Origin of the sequence: Tsukamurella sp. USMM236, from assembly GCF_037148755.1 — a bacterium.
Lineage (GTDB): Bacteria > Actinomycetota > Actinomycetes > Mycobacteriales > Mycobacteriaceae > Tsukamurella.
In genome coordinates, this window is the sequence record NZ_JBBCSS010000008.1 from 62,219 (window position 1) to 79,351 (window position 17,133).

The window sequence follows — 17,133 nt, forward strand, 5'->3', positions numbered from 1 at the left end:
GCCACGTCCGGATAGCGGCGCCTCATGCGCATCTACTCACCCGCGCACGCGGCACGTGCGCAGACTGAGACGGAGTGGCGGATACCGGAGGAGGGGCGGGTGGCGGCGACGCCGTCGAGCGCATCGGAGCGACCGAGCCGCTCGGCGAGGGAGTGACGTCTAAGCGAGCGGCGTCGCCGCCACCCGGCCCGGCCCACCGGGCCACCCAGCCCGACCCACGCACGCTCAGCCCACGCCGGGGCCTGCGGCGCACCGTCAGGCCACGCCCGACGTGAGATCCAGCCCGACCGCTCCCGCCATCCCCACGAACATGGTGGCGAGGTGGTCGACGACCTCGTCGCGGGTCATGGTGGCGAAGCCGGTGTTCTCGTCGAGCCACTGCACGAGGGTCTCCTCGACGACGGCGATCCAGCCGTGCACGGCGAGCACGAAGCGGGGCGAGCGGTCGATGCCGATGTTCTCGGCCTGGCTCACGAACTGGTCGACGATCTGCTCCCGGACCGACTTCACGGCGGTGCGGATCCGCGGCTCGGACCAGCTGACGCCCGCGAGCATCGGCAGCAGGGACTGCCGGTTCTCCATGATGTGGTCGACGTAGGTGCCCAGGGTCGACGTGAGGATCGGCATGACGTCGGTGATGTCCGCGGGATCGCGGTCCGGGGTCGCGACCTCGCCGACGATCCGCGCCTGCTCCTCCACGAGCGCGACCTGGAAGTCGAGCTTCGAGTCGAAGTAGTGGAACAGCAGGCCGGCGGAGACACCGGCCTGGCTCGCGATCTCCTCGATGGACACCTGCTCGAGCGCCTGGTGCTTCAGACTGAGCAGGCCGAGGTCGATGAACTGCTGGCGCCGGGCTTGGGGGCTGAGCCGGGTGCGCTTGCGCCCCACCGCTGCGGCAACGGACTTTCTGGTCACCTACTGAATCATACTCAATAGGTCGTTGACAGACCTCGTATCCCGACCCTACTGTCGAGTAAGAACGCCGGCGGCGGTGCAGCGCCGCAGCCCGGCAAGAACCAGCGTGAGGGATGAACACAGGCATGAAGAGTTTCCGCGGCAAGGTCGCCGTCATCACCGGAGCAGCCTCCGGCATGGGCCGTGAGCTGGCACTCCAGCTCGCCGACGAGGGAGCGAAGCTCTCGCTCTGCGACTACGACCCCACCGGCCTCGAGCAGACCGCCGAGCTGGCCCGCGCCCGCGGCGCCGAGGTGCACACCAAAGTCGTCAACGTGGGCGAGCGCGAGCAGCTCCTCGCCTACGCCGACGACGTGGTCGAGCACTACGGCACGGTCAACCTGCTGTTCAACAACGCCGGTATCGCGCACCACGAGCCCGTCGAGACCACGTCCTTCAAGGACTACGACCGGGTCATGGACATCGACTTCTGGGGCGTGGTGAACGGCACGAAGGCCTTCCTGCCGCACCTCATCGCCTCCGGCGACGCGCACATCGTCAACACCAGCTCGCTGTTCGGCCTGCTGTCCGTGGGCGGCCAGAGCGCCTACAACGCCGCCAAGTTCGGCGTGCGCGGCTTCACCGAGGCGCTCCGCATCGAGATGCTCTCGAGCGACCACAACGTCGGCGTGACCTGCGTGCACCCCGGCGGCATCAAGACCGCGATCGCGCGCAACGCGACCGTCGCCGAGGGCAGGGACCAGTCCGCCACGGCGGAGCTCTTCGACAAGTACCTCGCGCGCACCGAGGCCGACGACGCCGCACGCACGATCCTGAACGGCGTCAAGAAGAACCGCGGCCGCGTGCTCGTCGGCGCCGACGCCAAGATCATCGACGTCCTCGTGCGTCTCGGCGGCTCGGCCTACGAGCGGGTGAACGCCCTCGTCGACCAGCAGCTCAACAAGCGGCTGAAGTAGCCGCTCCGCGTTCGCAGCCGCCCCGCCTCGCCCGTCGAGCGCGGGGCGGTCGCGTTCGCGAGGCGGTTGTGCGGGCTCAGTTCAGCGTGTGCTCGGCGGCCCAGTCGCCGGCCGCCTGCTCGGGCGTGCGCTCCCCCGACTCGACCTGCGCGACCAGCTTCGCCAGGTCGGCTGTGGTGAGCTCGCCCGCGATCGCGGAGAGCCGTTTCGTCTGCGCCACCGTCAGCCCGTCGCGCCGCACCAGCGGCACGACGGCGCGCGAGGGCACGGCACCGTCGGGATCGGCGACCTGGGCGAGATCCTTGGACGCCGCCGAGAGCGTGCCGAGCTGCGCCAGCGCGGCCCGCCCCTCGCGGACGGCGCGCGCCGCGGCGGCCTCGTCGGCGACGGCGACGACCGGCCCCGTCGGGCAGCCGTAGCGGGCGCGGACGTCCTGCGGCGTCCCGGCCGGCACGGCGACGGCGCCGGACAGGCCCTCGCATCCCCGCAGCGTCGCGGACGGGGCGTCCTTCGACGCGAAGAGCATCGGCTGGTCGAGCGCGAGCGTCGGGTCGCCCAGGCCGAGCCCCTCGGGGAGGACTGCGCTCAGCGCGACGAACTGCGCGTCCCACTGCGCCCGCGGGTTGTCGGACTCCTCTTCCTTCGCCTTCGTCGGCTGCGGCGTGCCCGGCCGGTACCGGTCCCACAGGGCGCCGGTCAGCGCGGGCGCGACGGTGATGTCGCCCCGCTCGACGGCGGCGACGGCCGCGTCCTCCCCCGGCCCGAGCCCCAGCCGGGTCTCGACCGGGGTTCCCGCCATGCGCAGGGCGCCCGCGTAGATCAGGGCCTCGATCTTCGAGGCGGCGGCGCCCGACGAGCCGACCGTCACCGTGCCGGGCGCGGTGCGCGGGCCCAGGTCGGCGGCATCGCCGGGGTCCGAGCAGCCCGCCAGGACCAGCGCGGCGAGGGCCGCGGCGGCGAGGCGGGGCGTGCGAGTTCTCACGCCTACTTTCTACCCGGCGCCGCCGCGGCCCGGCAGCCTGGCCCGGGTCTACTATCTCGTCCATGCCCTCCATCCCGTCCATGCCCCGGCCCGGCGCCGGGCGCCGCGAGGTCCGCGAGGCCGACGTCCCGCGCGTCCCCGTGCCCGTGGCCCGCGCCGTCGTCGACTGCGGCGTCTACGTCGACGGGGTGCGCCTCCCCGGCCGGTTCGGCTACGTCGAGGCGATCGAGGAGGTCCGGCGCCGCGGCGAGGGCTACGTGTGGGTGGGCCTGCTCGACCCGGATCAGCACCAGATGGACGAGGTGGCCCGCGTCTTCGGCCTGCACCCGCTGACCGTCGAGGACACGCTGGTCACCCACACCCGGCCCAAGGTCGACCGGTTCGACGACACCCTCTTCCTCATCCTCAAGACCGTGAACTACGTGGGCCACGACCGCACGGACCCGATGGCGCGCATCGTCGAGACGGGCGAGGTGATGGTGCTCCTCGGCCCCGATCACGTGATCACCGTCCGGCACGGCGACCACGGGAGCCTGCGCCGGGTGCGCCGCAATCTCGAGGCCAACCCGGCGCTGCTGAAGCTGGGTCCGTCGGCGGTGATGCACGCCGTGGCCGACCACGTGGTGGACACCTACGTCGCCGTCTCCGACCTGCTCGAGGACGACATCGACCGGGTCGAGGAGGACGTCTTCCGCGCCGGCGCCCGGACCCAGGTCGACGAGATCTACCAGCTCAAGCGCGACATCGTGGAGTTGCGCCGCGGCATCCACCCGCTCTCCCACGCGCTGAAGCGGCTGACCTGCGACTTCAGCGACATCATCCCGCACGAGATCCAGCGCTACTTCTCCGACGTGCTCGACCATCAGGCGATGGTCGCCGACCACGTGGAGACCTACAACGACGTGCTGAGCTCGCTCATCGACGCGGCCGTCGCGAAGATCGGGATGCAGCAGAACGAGGACATGCGCAAGATGTCCGCGATCATCGGCCTGGTCGCAGTGCCCACGATGATCGCCGGTGTCTACGGCATGAACTTCGACAACATGCCCGAGCTGCACTGGCAGTACGGCTACTTCATCGTGCTCGCGATCATGCTCGTCGCCTGTCTCGGCCTGTTCGCCGTCTTCCGGAAGATCAAGTGGCTGTAGTGGCTCACGATGTCGAGTCCTGCGGCCACACGAGTGCTCTCACGCACGCGTAAGCCCGCAGAAGTCGAATTCGTGAACTAGACCGCGCGGGCGGCGGGGCGGCCGGGGTCGGCGGGGTCGATGCCCGCCTCCGCCCACGCCTCGCGCAGCGCGGCGGCGCCCTTGAGCCGCACCCAGGCGGCCTCGTTCGCGGTGATGGGGTCGGCGCGCAGGAACCGCACCGGCTCCCCGTCCTCGCGGGCGAGATCGGGCACCGCCGACTCCCCCAGCAGGACCGCCGTGAACGGCGCGCCCGCCCAGAGCGGCGCGCTCAGGTCGACGAGGGCATCGGGCGCGAGCACCAGGCCCTCGACCGCCGGCGTGGCGGCGAGGATCGCCAGCGACCGGTGCACCCCGTCGAGTGCGGCGCCGGGACCGTCGTCCGCGGGACGAAGTTCGAGGACCACCTCGGCGCGCGGCCCGTCCTCGACGGTGAGCAGCGCATTGGGGTCCGTCATCGCGTGCCGCGAGCACCCGACGCTGGCGAAGGCGACGAGCGGCTCACCCACCCAGCGCTGGATCGTCATCGGCTCGAGCCCGAGGAACGTGACCGACGCCGAGGCGGGTGGCGCGAAGCCGCGGCCCGCGTAGTGCTCGGCGAGGTGCGCCCGGACGGCGTCGACGACGGAAGTCACGGGTTCCGATCCTACGGCCCCGGCGACGCCGGGCGCGGCGAGCGGGGGGCCGCCGTGCTGCCGCGGTCGAGGAACACCGGGGCACTGAGCATCTGCAGGTCCGCCGCAGGCTCGCCGGCGACGCGGCGCAGCAGGAACTCGATCGCGCGGCGCGCCATCGCGCTGTGGTCCGGCCCGATGCTGGTGACCCTCGGGCGGGTCAGTTCCCCGGTCTCCGTTCCCGCGAACACCGTGAGCACCGAGAGGTCCTGCGGAATGCGGGCGCCCGCGGCGACGGCGGCCGAGATCATGCCCAGCCCGGCCGGCTCGTTGCAGAGGAGCACGGCGGTCGCGCCCGCGGCGGCGATGCCGGCGTAGGCGTCCCATCCCCCGGCGAAGGTGGCCGCGGTCGGGACGGCGCGGGATCGAACGCCGTGCCGGCGGGCGGCCGCGTCAACGGCGACGAGCGAGCGCACGGCGAAACCCGGGGCGTGGGATCGGTCCACCGCGGGTCCGGTGAGGACGGCCACGTCGCGGTGTCCCCGGTCCGCGAGGTGCGCGACCGCCTCCTCGGCCGCGGCGTCGAAGTCCGCGTCGCAGAACGCCGTTCCCGCGACGTCGTCGGTCCGACCGACGAGGACGAACGGGACACCGGCCTCGCGGAGGTAGTCGACGCGCGCGTCTTCGGTGTACACCTCCATCACCACGAAGCCGTCGACGAGCCCCTGTCGCACAGTCTCCCGCACCGGCCCCGCGTCGTCGGCGGGCCCCGGCAACAGCATCAGGTGCGAGCCCCGTGCGCGCGCCTCGTCCGCGGCGGCGGTGAGATAGCCCGCGGTGTCCACGCCCTGGCCGAGCGCCTCGGTCGAGAGCAGCAGTCCGAGCAGACCTGTACGCGTTCCGGCGAGGGCGCGGGCGAGCACGTTGGGCGCGTAGTCGAGCGACTCCAGCGCGGCGAGGACCCGCTCGCGGGTGTCCGCCGAGATCGGGCGGGTGCCACTGAGGACGTAGGAAACAGTGCTGCGCGAGACACCCGCCAGACGCGCGACGTCGGCCATGGTCGCCATGGGTACACCTCCCCTCACCCGCCGCCGGGCGAGCGGCGAAACACCGCATCCGATCCTACGGATCCGTTACGCTCGAGGGACGTCATCGACGCGCGTCGACGATTCCCGTCGACGGAGACGCCTTCGAAGGGAGTGTTGTGGTTCTCCAGGACCTCGGAACGGCCGATTGGTGGCGCCAGGCGGCGGTCTACCAGATCTATCCGCGTAGCTTCGCCGACTCGAACGACGACGGGATCGGCGACCTGCCGGGTATCACTTCGCGAGTGCCGTACCTTCGCGAACTCGGCATCGACGCGGTGTGGTTGAGCCCGTTCTACCCCTCCGAGCTCGCCGACGGCGGCTACGACGTGGCGGACTACCGTGACGTCGACCCGCGTCTCGGCACCCTCGACGACTTCGACGCGATGAGCGCGGCACTGCACGACGCCGGCATCAAACTGATCGTCGATATCGTGCCCAACCACACCTCCGATCAGCACGAATGGTTCCAGGCGGCCCTCGCTGCGGGCCGCGGCTCCGACGAGCGGGCCCGCTACCATTTCTTCGAGGGCAAGGGCGAGAACGGCGATCAGCCGCCGAACGACTGGCAGTCGCACTTCGGCGGGCCCGCGTGGCACCGCGTCACCGAGCCCGACGGCTCGCCCGGCCAGTGGTACCTGCACATGTTCGCCCGGGAACAGCCTGACCTGAACTGGGAGCGGGACGACGTCCGCGCCGATTTCGAGCACACCCTGCGCTTCTGGTCCGACCGCGGTGTCGACGGCTTCCGCATCGACGTCGCGCACTACCTGCGCAAGGACCTCAGCGAGCCCTTCGCACCGTTCGCCGTGGTGGGACTGGGCGAGTTGACCCTCAATCCCGATCACCCGTTCTCGGACCGCGACGAGGTGCACGAGATCTACCGCGCCTGGCGCAAGGTCTTCGACGAGTACGCCCCGCCCCGCACCGCGGTCGCAGAGGCGTGGGTCCACAAGTCCCGGCTCGCCCCGTACGCGAGCCCGGACGGCCTCGGGCAGGCCTTCAACTTCGACCTGCTGGTCTCGGAGTTCGAGGCCTCGCAGTTCCGCGAGATCATCGACGAGAACGTCCAGCGGGCTGCGGAGACCGGATCGTCGAGCACATGGGTCCTGTCGAACCACGACGTGACCCGGCACGCCACCCGCTACGGCCTTCCGGCCGGCCTCGGGCACCACGCCGCTGCCTGGACGCTGGCGGGCGGAGCGCACGACGAGGTCGACACCGCGCTCGGTGAGCGGCGGGCCCGCGCAGCGACGACGCTCCTCCTGGCCCTCCCCGGTTCCACCTACCTGTACCAGGGCGAGGAACTGGGCCTGCACGAGGTGGGCGACATCCCCGCCGAGGCGCGCCAGGACCCGACCTTCTTCCGGACCGAGGGCAAGGAGGTCGGACGGGACGGCTGTCGCGTGCCCCTTCCCTGGACCGGTACCGGGCCCTCGTACGGCTTCGGGGCCGATGGTGCCCACCTGCCGCAGCCGGTGTGGTTCGCGGACTACGCGGTCTCGGTCGAAGACGACGATCCCGGGTCGACCCTGAACCTGTACCGGCGGGCGCTGGCACTGCGCGCCGACCTGCAGAGCGCGGAGTCGCTGACCTGGATCTCGCATCCGTCGGCATCGGTGCTCGCTTTCGAGCGGCCCGGCGGATGGCGGTCGTACACCAACTTCGGCGCGGAGCCAGTGGAGCTGCCCGAGGGCCGGATCCTGCTCGCCAGCACGGAGTTCGAGGGCTACCGGCTTCCCGGAGCGACGACCGTCTGGATGCGCTGACCCGGGGCCGCGTCCCCCGCACGCCGGGGTCGGAGCATCGACTCCGATCCCGGTGCCGGCCTAGAAGAACTTGCCCGGTTGCCAAGGCGGGTTCTGCGCGGAGACCTCGGAGATGATCTCCGGCGTCCACACATGCTTGCGGACCAGGCGGTACCGCTCGCAGGCGACGAACAGGTAGACCTCGGCGTCGGTGGAGGACTCCATGATCCCCGCGGCCCGCGCCATCTCGATCACGGGAGCGAACTCCTCCTCGTACCAGCGGCGGGCGACGACGGCGCGCGAGAGGTACTCGCCCACCTCCTGGATGAGCCGGAAGCCCCAGGCCTCCACCGATTCCGCAAGGACCGAGTAGTCCCAGGCATTCGTGAACCGGATCCGCTCCCGCGCGGCGCCCTCTAACGGCACCCGCTCAAGGAACAACCGCCGGTGATCCTTGAGCAGCAGGTCGGAACGGACCGCGATGCCGCCCGAGCCAATCCGAGTGATCACCTCGGTCACGTCGGCGTTGATGGTGGTGAAGCCGCGCGCGAAGGCGATCGACACCCGATGATGGCCGTCGACCACGAAATACATGTCGCCGACCTTCTTCAGTTCGACGGGAGGCATCGCCTCGCCTCGCCGCTGCGCGGCCGCCAGCCGCTGCCAGCGGGCGCGCAGCGCGGGCGAGCGGGGCCGGAAGTAGCGATCGAAATCACGCGTGCGGTCCACGCTGCCGACGATCTGCGCGACCGGTACCACCTGAGCCCCGAGCGCACGCTCCGAGACGAACCCCAGCGCCGAGACCACCTCGTCGTAGGGCAGCACCTCATTGACGTCTCCCGGCTGACCGCGCACCCACGACGCGAGACGCGCGATGTTCGCTCGCCGCCGCGATCGCTCGAAGTCGGTGCGGGCGTCCTCGTCGGGGAAGCCGGTGTCACGCGCCACGTCGTCGCTCCAGGATCTGCAGGGTGCCGGGCCGGCCCGGCACGATGTCGAAATAGGTGTACCCGACGGTGTTCAGCACCGGCACACCGTCGATCTCACGGTCCGGGCCGGGGCACCCGAACGGGTGCACGTGCCCGTGCACGAAGACCTGCGGCCGCAGCTTCGCGACCAGGCGCCCGAGCGCCGCGAGGCCACGGTGCGGCCCGTCGTCGCCGTCACCCACCCCCTCGGCGGGCGAATGCGCGAGTACCACGTCGACGGTCCTCCGCCGGGCCGCGAACCGCAACCGCCACGCGCGGCGCCCGGCCTGCGACTGCGTCCACTGGTTGGGTCCGCCGCGGTACCGGATCGAGCCGCCGAGGCCCGCGACCGTCAGGCCTTCGACGCTGACGACGCGCCCGTCGGCGTTGATGCCGCCGCGGGGGCCTGGCGGCTCGCACGGCAGCCCACCGCGCACGTAGCCGCCGCGGGTGCGGCGGTATCCGGAGTGGTCCGGATCGTGGTTCCCGGGCACGAAGACGCAGGGCACGCCGTACCGGTCGACGAGCGCCTCGAGGTACGCGCCGGGCAGGTCCCCCGCGCCGAGGATCAGGTCGGGCCGCAGCGTCGACGAGGACAGGGCCAGGCCCGGTACCTCCTCGTCGCTGACGGCGAGCACCCGCACGACGGGCCTAGAGGGCCAGGTTGCGCCCGGTCGCGGCGTCGAAGACCGCGATCTTCGTGGGGTCGTAGTACAGATCGACCTCCGCGCCGCGCGTCGCCGTCGAATCGGCCGACAGCCGCGCGACGATCTCGTCGGCCCCCGCGGGCGGCGGCGTCTGCTGGGCCTTGAGATCGCTGAGCACGTCGGTGCGGGCGTCGTCCGGCGCGACGGCGAAGTGGACGTACTTGTCCGAGCCCATCGACTCGAGGACGTCGACCCGCGCGCGGAAGGTGAGGCCACCGACGCGCTGGTTGGGGTCCAGGAGCCGGGCGTCCTCGAAGTGCTCGGGCCGGATGCCGACCATCACCTCGCCGGTCTTGTTGCCTGCGGCGGAGGCCTTCTCGGCCAACTGCGGCGCGTCGAGGAGCAGGATCTCGCCGAGCGCGGTGTCGATGCCCACCGAGGTGAGGCGGCCGGGCAGGAAGTTCATCGCGGGCGAGCCGATGAAGCCCGCGACGAAGATGTTCGACGGGCGGTCGTAGAGCTCCTGCGGCGCGCCGATCTGCTGCACGTCGCCGCTCTTGAGCACGACGACGCGGTCGCCGAGGGTCATGGCCTCGGTCTGGTCGTGCGTGACGTAGACCATGGTGGTGCCGAGCCGCTTCTGCAGGCGGCTGACCTCGGTGCGCATCTGCACGCGCAGCTTCGCGTCGAGGTTCGACAGCGGCTCGTCCATGAGGAACGCCTTGGGACTGCGGACGATCGCGCGGCCCATCGCGACGCGCTGGCGCTGGCCGCCCGAAAGCTGCGAGGGTCGGCGGTCGAGGTGCTGGGTGAGATCCAGGGTGCGGGCGGCATCCTCGACGGCCGCGTTGATCTGCTCCTTGGGCAGCTTCGCCAGCTTGAGCGGGAACGCGATGTTCTCGCGCACCGTCATGTGCGGGTACAGGGCGTAGGACTGGAAGACCATCGCGATGTCGCGGTCCTTCGGCGCCTTCTCGTTGACCCGCTCGCCACCGATCCGCAGCTCGCCGGAGGAGATGTCCTCCAGGCCGGCGATCATGTTGAGCGTGGTGGACTTGCCGCAGCCCGACGGACCCACCAGGATCACGAACTCGCCGTCGGCGATCTGCAGGTTGATGTCGCTGACGGCGGTGGAGCCGTCGGGGTAGGTCTTCTTGACGTGGTCCAGGACGATGTCGGCCATGTGATTGCTCCTCGAATACTTTCCGGCGTCAGCCCTTGACCGCACCGGAGGTCAGTCCGGCGACGATCCGTCGTTGGAAGATCAGGACGAAGATGATGATGGGAATCGTGATGATGACCGCAGCCGCGGCGATCGACCCGGTGGGCTCCTCGAACTGCGAACTGCCCGTGAAGTTCACGATCGCCACCGGGGCGGTGATCGACCGCTCCGTCGCGGTCAGGGACACGCCGAAGAGCAGATCGTTCCAGGCCGCAATGAACACCAGGATCGCCGCGGTCACCACACCGGGAACCGCGAGCGGCGCGATCACCTGACGGAACGCCTGCGCCGGGGTGGCGCCGTCCATCTTGGCGGCCTTCTCCAGTTCCCACGGGATCTCCCGGAAGAACGCGGACAAGGTGTACACGCACAGCGGCAGCGCGAACGTCACGTTCGGCAGGATCAGGCCGGGCCAGGTGTCGAACAACCCGACGGCCCGCTCGATGTTGAACAGCGGGGTGATCAGCGAGATCTGCGGGAACATCGCGATCAACAGGGCCGCCCCGATGAACAGCTTCTTACCCGGGAAGTTCAACCGCGCCACCGCGTACGCGGCGAACATGCCGATGATCACGGCGATCACCGTCGAGATCAACGCCACGCCGATGGAGTTGATCAGCGGGCGCACGAACCCGCTGCCCTCGAAGATCGCCGAATAGTTCTCCATCGTCACGCCCTTGGGGATGAAGTTCCCGTCCGTCACCGTCGCCGGCGATTTCAGGGACAAGGAGACGATCCACAACACGGGAATCAGCGCGTAACAGACGACCAGAAGGTCGATAACACTCCAGGCGACCTTGCGCCCTGCGGTACTCGTTGCCATCGCCGAGCGCCCCTTACCTCTGGTCCTGGTCGGAGCCCGGCACTGCGGTGCCGAACGCCTTGACGAAGATGAACGCGATGATCGCCACGCAGATGAAGATCAGCACCGAGATCGCCGAACCGACACCGAGGTTGAACGCCTTGAACAGGTTGTCGTAACCGAGGATGGACACCGAGCCCGTCCCGTTGGCGCCCTTGGTGAGGACGTAGATGTTGTCGAAGATGCGGAAGGCGTCCAGCGTGCGGAACAGCAGCGCGACGAGGATCGCGGGCTTCATCAGGGGGATGATGATCTTCGTCAGCCGCGTCCACGGGCCGGCGCCGTCCATCGCCGCCGCCTTGAGCAGGTCATCCGGAACCAGCGCCAGGCCGGAGAGAAGGAGCAGCGCCATGAACGGCGTGGTCTTCCATACCTCGGCCAGGATGATGATGAACAGCGACGGGATCTGTTCCGTCAACGGCGCACTGCCGTCCGGCAACAGGTTCGCCAGATAGCCCGTCCCCGGCGTCCACGCGTAGAACCACGAGAACGACGCCGCCACCGTCACGATGCCGTACGGGATCAGCACCACCGTCCGCACGATCCCCCGGCCCACGATCGTCCGGTGCATCACCAGCGCGATCGCCAGGCCCAACGCGAACTCGATGATCACAGAGATCACCGTGATGAACGAGGTGACCCCGAGCGCCTGCCACCAGTACGAATCCTGCAGCACCGTGCCGTAGTTGCCCAGGCCGATGAATTCGTCCTGTCCCGGCGCCGCCAGGGACGCCTTGTGCAGGCTGAGCCAGAACGCGTACACGATGGGGTACGCCGTTACCAGCAGCATCACGAGCGCCGCCGGAGCGATGAGCATCAGCCCCAGCTTGCGTTCCTCGCGCTGCCCCTGGGACAGCGCCGCCTTCTGCTCCGCGGGTGCCGGCGCGGCGCCCCCGTTCGTCGTCGCAGTCGTCACGGGACCAGCCCCTTCTGATCGATCGCCTTCGTGGCGGCGGTGACCAACTCGTCGACGAGGGAGCCCGGATCCCACGATCCGACCGGGCTCAGCTTCGCCTGCAGCAACGTGGACATGGCCTGGTAGACGGGCGTGACCGGGCGCACCGAGGAAGTGTTCTCCTGCAACTGGTCCCGGATGAGCTTCGCCATCGGGTACACGGCCAGGTACTCCGGGTCGTCGTAGAGCGAGGGCAGGACGGGCGGCGTGCCGGCGTCGAGGCCGTAGGCCTTCTCCGACTCGTCATTCGTCATGCACTCGATGGCCTTCCAGGCCAGGTCCTTCTTCGTCGACGTCGGCGAAACGGCGTAGTTGGCGCCGCCGATCGTGGGGCGCGCGGGCACCCCGGGCGCGATCCGCGGATACGTCGTGAAGTCGAACTTCTTCTGGATCACCGCGTTCATCTGCTTGAGCTGATCGTTCGTGGGCTTCTTGACCACGTCGGCGAAGCGCGTCATCTCGGGCAGGAAGGGCACGGTCCCGGCGGCCGAGTTTTGCTGCATCGCGGAAAGGACGAACGGCCAGTTCACCTCGAACAGCGCGTCACCGCGCTCCATGCCGAGGCGGACCTCCGTCTCCATCGTCTGGGTGAAGCTCGGATCGTGCCCGGGGGCGGTCGCCACGTCCTTCATCGTCCGCAGTGCTTGCACGGCGGCCTCACGGTTCTTGCCCTCGCCGAGCACCACCCGCTTGCCGGTCTCGTCCACGACCTTGCCTCCGGCCGATTCCAGCAGCGAGTTGAACCACACCGTCATACCCTCGTACTGCGCTGCGGTGACGCCGATCTGCGCGGGGCCACGCTTGGCGAGCGACTGCCCGGTGAAGTCCAGCAGTTGGGCCCATGTGAACTTCGGTGGCGCCGTGATGGGCTTGCCGGTCAGCTGGGACAGGATGTCCTTGCGGTACCAGAGCAGCTGAGTGTTCGTCCACGCCGGGACGCCGTACAACTCGTCGGTGAACTTGGCCGTCTTCAGCGGACCGGCGAGGACCCGCTTCTCGGTGCGTTGCGCCACGTCGTCCGGCACCTTCACCGCCCACCCGGCCTGTGCGAACTCCGCCGTCCAGGTGACGTCGAGGGCCATCACGTCCAGCGACTTGTCGCCGCCGGTGATCCGGCGCGCGAGCTGGAGCCGCGCGTCGTCGGCCGACTTGGGCAGCCCGTAGCCGACCACCTTGTATTCGGACGTCGAGCACTTCTCCGCCACCCGCTGGACGGTCGCGGCGCTGTCCGCGCCGACGTACACGCTGATCTCCGTGCCGCTCGACCCTGTGCCACAACCGGCGAGCAGGGTCGCGCCCAGGGCGGACGTCAACCCCACGGCGCCGAGCCTGGCCGGCAGGCCGTTCCGTGTTCGACTCGTTCTGCCCGCCACGCGCCGCTCCTATCCCCGCTACCGACCGGAAGCGTCGATTCGAAAAGCTAGTCGACCCGACCGGTGAGGTGAACCACATTCGGGATAATCGTGCCAGACTCACGCGCGAGAGCACGGATCTACCTGTGTTTGTTTCCGGACCTGCCGTTCACCTGCCACCGGATGTCCGTCCCGAGCCCGCGCCGCCGGGCGCCAGGGACTCGAGGAAGATGGTCAGCTCCGCGTCCGGATCGACGTGCACCCCCAGGGTGCGGGCGGCACCGTCGAGCACGAACCACGTGATGTCCGTGAGCGATTCGACCACCTCCGCGCGCGTGCGGCCGCGGACGGCGGCCTCGCCCCGCACCCAGCTGGTGAGCGTGCCCTCGACCATGGTGAACACCACGAAGGGAACGCCGGCGAAGGCGGCGGGATCCAGGCCGGTGAGGGCGGCGAGGCCGTCGATCGTCTGCTCAGCCCGGGCGACCACGCGGTGCCGGAGCTCGCCGACGGCATCGGGCGCCACGGGCACGCCGTCCGGGCCGGCGGCGTCCGTCGGGCCGGCGCGCAGCAGGTCGACGAGGCGCGGATTGTCCTGCATCCAGGTGGCGGCGCTGGCGATCGAGCGGCGCAGGATCTCCCGCAGCGAGCCGGCGGAGACGTCGAGATCGGCCTCGAGCTCGGCCGCGAACTGGTCGACGACGAAGCCGCGGAGCCCGCGGGCCAGATCGTCCTTGCTCTTGAACTGCCGGTACACCACGGACTTCACGAGCCCCGCGCGCTCGGCGATGCGCCGCACCGGGATCGGGGCGCCGGGCTCCGACTCCTCGACGAGCTCGGCGGCCGCGCGCAGGATGAGGTCGCGGCGCTGCGAATTGTGGGCGCGCCAGCGCAACTCGTACCCGCTCTCGGGCTCGTGCGCCGTCGCCATACCGGGCGATGTTACGCCCGCCCGGCGGCGTCCCGGGCCCACCGGGGCAGACCGGTGGGCCGCCCCGGTGGACCTCAGGCGGCGAGCTGCGCGGGCCGCGTGGGCTCGCCGCGGTAGCGCGCCTTGTGACCGTCGATCTTGAGCAGCTTCCACATGAGCCTGCCGACGGGCGTCATGAGCCCCAAGTCGTCGGCGAGGGCACGCATCTCGGCGAAGTAGTCGTTGAGCAGGGCCCGCGCCGTCGGGCCGCGCCAGAAGGCCTCGCGCTTGACCTCGCGCGGGATCTCGAACGTCTCGAAGAACTCCTTCGGCGGGGTGAAGATCTCCCCCACCAGCCAGCGCATCGCGAGCGGGAAGGCCAGCGCGCAGATCCGCTTCTGCCGCTTGGTCATGTCCCGCAGGTGGGCGTGCAGGAACTCGTGCGCGAAGGAGATGTGCCGCGCCTCCTCGGCGACGTGGATCTCCATGGTGCGCAGGACGAGCGGCGGCACCTGGCCGCCGTGCCGCATGATCGCCTTCTGGTAGTGGTCGATCGGCTCCTCGCCGCCCAGGATGCCCATGAAGAGGATCACGTGCGCGTAGCCGCCGAGCACGCCGATCATGGGCGAGGCCCGCCGGAACCACTTCCGCATGCCGGGGACGTCCACGTCGACGCGGTTGACCAGCTCCTGGAACATCTGGATGTGGTTGCACTCCTCCGTCATCTCGTGGAGGGAGTACCGGAACTCCGGCGACTGGTTCGGGAGCTTCATGATGTACTGCATCATTCCGCGGATCAGGATGGATTCGAAGGCGGCGCCCACCTTGATGGTGTTGGCCATCCGCCACTTCCCGATCTCGATGCGGCGCTCCAGCGGGAGGTCGCGGTACCACTGCGTCGCGCCGAGCGAGTCGAGCGTCGGCGGCAGCACCCAGCGCGGGTCGTTGGGATCGAGCTGCAGCTCCGGCGCGTCCCAGTCGATGTCGAGGAACGGGTCGAACCGACGGTGCACCGATCCCTCCGACAGGTCCTCCAGCACGTCGCGGTAGCCCTGCTCCAGCTCGCGCCGGCTCACACGCCCCAGGATGTCCGCCATGAGAGTCCTCCTTGTGATCGCTATCACTTCGGAATTTAGCAGGACTTCGTGACCCGGTAAACAGTTCGCGGAGATTCGCGCCGTCGTCGCAGGTCAACAAGGTCGACGGGGCGCTGCCCGCACCGGCAGGCCCGATCGGTCGTGCCTCGTCGCGGGGCGCCGCAGCGCGCCAGGGTCAGGTCGTGAGCTCGCGCAGCGCCGCGACGTGGCGCGCGAAGGCGGACTTCCCTGTCGGCGTGAACTCGACCCACTGCCGCCGGGAGTCCGCGGAGTCACGCCGGAAGGCGACGTACTGAGCCTCCTCCAGTTTCGCCAGATGCTTGCTCAGCGTGGGGGCGCTCATCTCGAGCACCTTCGCGAGCAGGTCGAACCGGAGTTCCTGCGCCTGTGCCAGGGCCGCACAGATCATGAGCCGCTGCCGCGGGTGGATGAGGTCGTCGAAGGCCGGCGGGCCGTGCGTCGTTCCGCTCATGACGACGGCCGCACGGCGATCCGCTCCGCCGCCACGAGACAACCGCCGTACACCGCGATCGTCAGGAGGAACACCGCGGCGAAAGTGAGCGGCCGCCCGGGCTCGAGAACATCGGTGGACAGCATGCTGGCGATCATCGCCGCGAAGAAGCCCGTCCAGTAGACGGCCGCGGCGCGCGAGCCCGAGGCGAACGCTCCGGCGCGTCCGCGCCGCTTGGCGATCACCCTGAGGGCGAGGACCGGCACCGCGAAGACCGCGAAGGCGACGGCGATGTTCCGAAGGGTCGGCTCCCGACCGAAGACCACCGCCCATACGCCGGCGACGACGAGCACCTCGAGCGCGAGCAACCACCACGGCTGCGCCGCTCGACGCCCGGCCACCCCCGCGGCCTCGACATCGGCGAGCGTGCCACCGTTCTCCGAGTTCGTTTCCATGTCGGAAACGATAACGGATCGTTTCCACAGCGGCAACGATTCTCGCCGCTCATCGACCACCGGCTCGCGATTCTCACAACGTTCCTGCTTCTTCATAGCGTTGCAACGGTATGAAGAAGCAGGAGCGATAGCGGGAGTCCGACGGCGCCGCAGTCCGGTGCAGGTGCCGCCCGCTGAAGTACGAGGGCTACTGGATGTTCAGGCGCGCCAGCATGTCGCGGGCGCGCTCGGCGACCTGGGGGTCGCACAGCACGTCGTACCGGCCGGCGACGAGCTGCATCGTCGACGAGAAGTCGCGCGTGCCGCGCGAGGCCCAGTAGGGCACCGACGCGCTGATCAGGCCGAAGACGATGCCGCCGATGATGCCGGCGATCACCGTCGACACGAGTGCGTCGCCGCCGCCCACGAACAGGCCCACGAGCAGGCCGAGGAACAGGCCCAGCCACGCGCCGGAGGCGGCGCCGGCGCTGAGTACGCGGCCCCAGGTCAGGCGGCCGGTGATCCGCTCGACCTGCATCAGGTCGACGCCCACGATGGTCACGTTCTGGACCGGGAACTCCTCGTCCGAGAGGTAGTCGACGGCGCGCTGCGCCTCGGCGTAGGTGCTGTACGAGCCGATCGGCCAGCCCTTCGGCGGCGTCGGCAGGCCCCGTCCGGCGGGCCCTCCCGGCTGGTTCGGCGACCCGGGACCGGGTATCGGTTGCGACATTCGGCGCCCTCCCTCACG

General features: G+C 70.1%; 18 protein-coding genes. 3 read left to right on the forward strand and 15 right to left on the reverse strand.

Translation table 11 applies throughout. From position 1 onward, the window contains the following. Positions 1–255: 255 nt before the first annotated feature. Positions 256–915, reverse strand: a complete 660-nt coding sequence (locus WFK95_RS21320) for a TetR/AcrR family transcriptional regulator (RefSeq protein WP_224651309.1) — start codon at positions 913–915, stop codon at positions 256–258. Between the two features lie 125 nt (positions 916–1,040). Between WFK95_RS21320 and WFK95_RS21325 the strand changes: the two genes are divergently transcribed. Continuing rightward, a complete protein-coding gene (locus WFK95_RS21325) occupies positions 1,041–1,871 on the forward strand; it encodes an SDR family NAD(P)-dependent oxidoreductase (protein ID WP_224651311.1) in 831 nt (276 codons plus the stop codon). A 76-nt stretch (positions 1,872–1,947) separates the two neighbouring features. On the opposite strand, the gene WFK95_RS21330 is transcribed toward WFK95_RS21325, so the two are convergent. Further along, positions 1,948–2,853, reverse strand: a complete 906-nt coding sequence (locus WFK95_RS21330) for a glycine betaine ABC transporter substrate-binding protein (protein ID WP_336671883.1) — start codon at positions 2,851–2,853, stop codon at positions 1,948–1,950. 53 nt (positions 2,854–2,906) lie between these two features. Between WFK95_RS21330 and corA the strand changes: the two genes are divergently transcribed. After that, entirely contained in the window at positions 2,907–4,001 is a 1,095-nt protein-coding gene (gene corA, locus WFK95_RS21335; RefSeq protein ID WP_374201368.1) for a magnesium/cobalt transporter CorA, read from the forward strand. Positions 4,002–4,078: 77 nt separating this feature from the next. On the opposite strand, the gene WFK95_RS21340 is transcribed toward corA, so the two are convergent. Then, a complete protein-coding gene (locus WFK95_RS21340; RefSeq protein ID WP_336671884.1) occupies positions 4,079–4,675 on the reverse strand; it encodes a suppressor of fused domain protein in 597 nt (198 codons plus the stop codon). An 11-nt stretch (positions 4,676–4,686) separates the two neighbouring features. Continuing rightward, positions 4,687–5,721, reverse strand: a complete 1,035-nt coding sequence (locus WFK95_RS21345) for a LacI family DNA-binding transcriptional regulator (RefSeq protein WP_336671885.1) — start codon at positions 5,719–5,721, stop codon at positions 4,687–4,689. Between the two features lie 137 nt (positions 5,722–5,858). Between WFK95_RS21345 and WFK95_RS21350 the strand changes: the two genes are divergently transcribed. Then, complete coding sequence (locus WFK95_RS21350; RefSeq protein WP_336671886.1) at positions 5,859–7,508, forward strand: glycoside hydrolase family 13 protein; 1,650 nt, start codon at positions 5,859–5,861, stop codon at positions 7,506–7,508. Positions 7,509–7,568: 60 nt separating this feature from the next. Here the strand turns inward: WFK95_RS21350 and WFK95_RS21355 are convergent, their stop codons facing one another. From WFK95_RS21355 to WFK95_RS21405, 11 genes are all read right to left on the reverse strand, one after another. Continuing rightward, positions 7,569–8,435: a chromosome partitioning protein ParB gene (locus WFK95_RS21355; protein WP_336671887.1), complete on the reverse strand. Its 867-nt coding sequence runs from the start codon at positions 8,433–8,435 to the stop codon at positions 7,569–7,571. Then, positions 8,425–9,099, reverse strand: coding sequence for a metallophosphoesterase family protein (locus WFK95_RS21360; protein ID WP_336671888.1), 675 nt, complete (start codon positions 9,097–9,099; stop codon positions 8,425–8,427). The genes WFK95_RS21355 and WFK95_RS21360 overlap by 11 nt, the downstream gene beginning before the upstream one ends. A gap of 7 nt (positions 9,100–9,106) precedes the next feature. Continuing rightward, positions 9,107–10,285 carry an ABC transporter ATP-binding protein gene (locus tag WFK95_RS21365; protein ID WP_336671889.1) on the reverse strand — a complete coding sequence of 393 codons (1,179 nt, stop codon included), beginning with the start codon at positions 10,283–10,285 and terminating at the stop codon, positions 9,107–9,109. 28 nt (positions 10,286–10,313) lie between these two features. Next, on the reverse strand, positions 10,314–11,147 hold the full coding sequence (locus WFK95_RS21370) for a carbohydrate ABC transporter permease (RefSeq protein WP_336671890.1): 834 nt from the start codon (positions 11,145–11,147) through the stop codon (positions 10,314–10,316). Positions 11,148–11,160: 13 nt separating this feature from the next. After that, positions 11,161–12,102 (reverse strand): carbohydrate ABC transporter permease, encoded by a 942-nt coding sequence (locus WFK95_RS21375; protein WP_336671891.1) that lies wholly within the window; start codon positions 12,100–12,102, stop codon positions 11,161–11,163. Next, positions 12,099–13,460 carry an extracellular solute-binding protein gene (locus tag WFK95_RS21380; protein WP_336671892.1) on the reverse strand — a complete coding sequence of 454 codons (1,362 nt, stop codon included), beginning with the start codon at positions 13,458–13,460 and terminating at the stop codon, positions 12,099–12,101. Before WFK95_RS21380 ends, WFK95_RS21375 begins: the two co-directional genes overlap by 4 nt. 202 nt (positions 13,461–13,662) lie before the next feature. Then, a complete protein-coding gene (locus tag WFK95_RS21385; protein WP_336671893.1) occupies positions 13,663–14,424 on the reverse strand; it encodes a TetR/AcrR family transcriptional regulator in 762 nt (253 codons plus the stop codon). A gap of 74 nt (positions 14,425–14,498) precedes the next feature. Further along, positions 14,499–15,500: an AurF N-oxygenase family protein gene (locus WFK95_RS21390; RefSeq protein WP_336671894.1), complete on the reverse strand. Its 1,002-nt coding sequence runs from the start codon at positions 15,498–15,500 to the stop codon at positions 14,499–14,501. A 175-nt stretch (positions 15,501–15,675) separates the two neighbouring features. Beyond that, on the reverse strand, positions 15,676–15,972 hold the full coding sequence (locus WFK95_RS21395) for a transcriptional regulator (RefSeq protein WP_336671895.1): 297 nt from the start codon (positions 15,970–15,972) through the stop codon (positions 15,676–15,678). Further along, complete coding sequence (locus tag WFK95_RS21400; protein WP_336671896.1) at positions 15,969–16,502, reverse strand: hypothetical protein; 534 nt, start codon at positions 16,500–16,502, stop codon at positions 15,969–15,971. The genes WFK95_RS21395 and WFK95_RS21400 overlap by 4 nt, the downstream gene beginning before the upstream one ends. Before the next feature lie 91 nt (positions 16,503–16,593). Then, entirely contained in the window at positions 16,594–17,115 is a 522-nt protein-coding gene (locus tag WFK95_RS21405; RefSeq protein WP_224651328.1) for a general stress protein, read from the reverse strand. Positions 17,116–17,133 lie beyond the last annotated feature (18 nt).

Bases quoted from the DNA above. Each gene is read 5' to 3' on its own strand.
- WFK95_RS21325 (WP_224651311.1), top strand. From the start codon at position 1,041: ATGAAGAGTTTCCGCGGCAAGGTCGCCGTCATCACCGGAGCAGCCTCC.
- WFK95_RS21345 (WP_336671885.1), bottom strand. From the start codon at position 5,721: ATGGCGACCATGGCCGACGTCGCGCGTCTGGCGGGTGTCTCGCGCAGC.
- WFK95_RS21365 (WP_336671889.1), bottom strand. From the start codon at position 10,285: ATGGCCGACATCGTCCTGGACCACGTCAAGAAGACCTACCCCGACGGC.
- WFK95_RS21370 (WP_336671890.1), bottom strand. From the start codon at position 11,147: ATGGCAACGAGTACCGCAGGGCGCAAGGTCGCCTGGAGTGTTATCGAC.
- WFK95_RS21385 (WP_336671893.1), bottom strand. From the start codon at position 14,424: ATGGCGACGGCGCACGAGCCCGAGAGCGGGTACGAGTTGCGCTGGCGC.
- WFK95_RS21390 (WP_336671894.1), bottom strand. From the start codon at position 15,500: ATGGCGGACATCCTGGGGCGTGTGAGCCGGCGCGAGCTGGAGCAGGGC.
- WFK95_RS21395 (WP_336671895.1), bottom strand. From the start codon at position 15,972: ATGAGCGGAACGACGCACGGCCCGCCGGCCTTCGACGACCTCATCCAC.
- WFK95_RS21400 (WP_336671896.1), bottom strand. From the start codon at position 16,502: ATGAAGAAGCAGGAACGTTGTGAGAATCGCGAGCCGGTGGTCGATGAG.
- WFK95_RS21405 (WP_224651328.1), bottom strand. From the start codon at position 17,115: ATGTCGCAACCGATACCCGGTCCCGGGTCGCCGAACCAGCCGGGAGGG.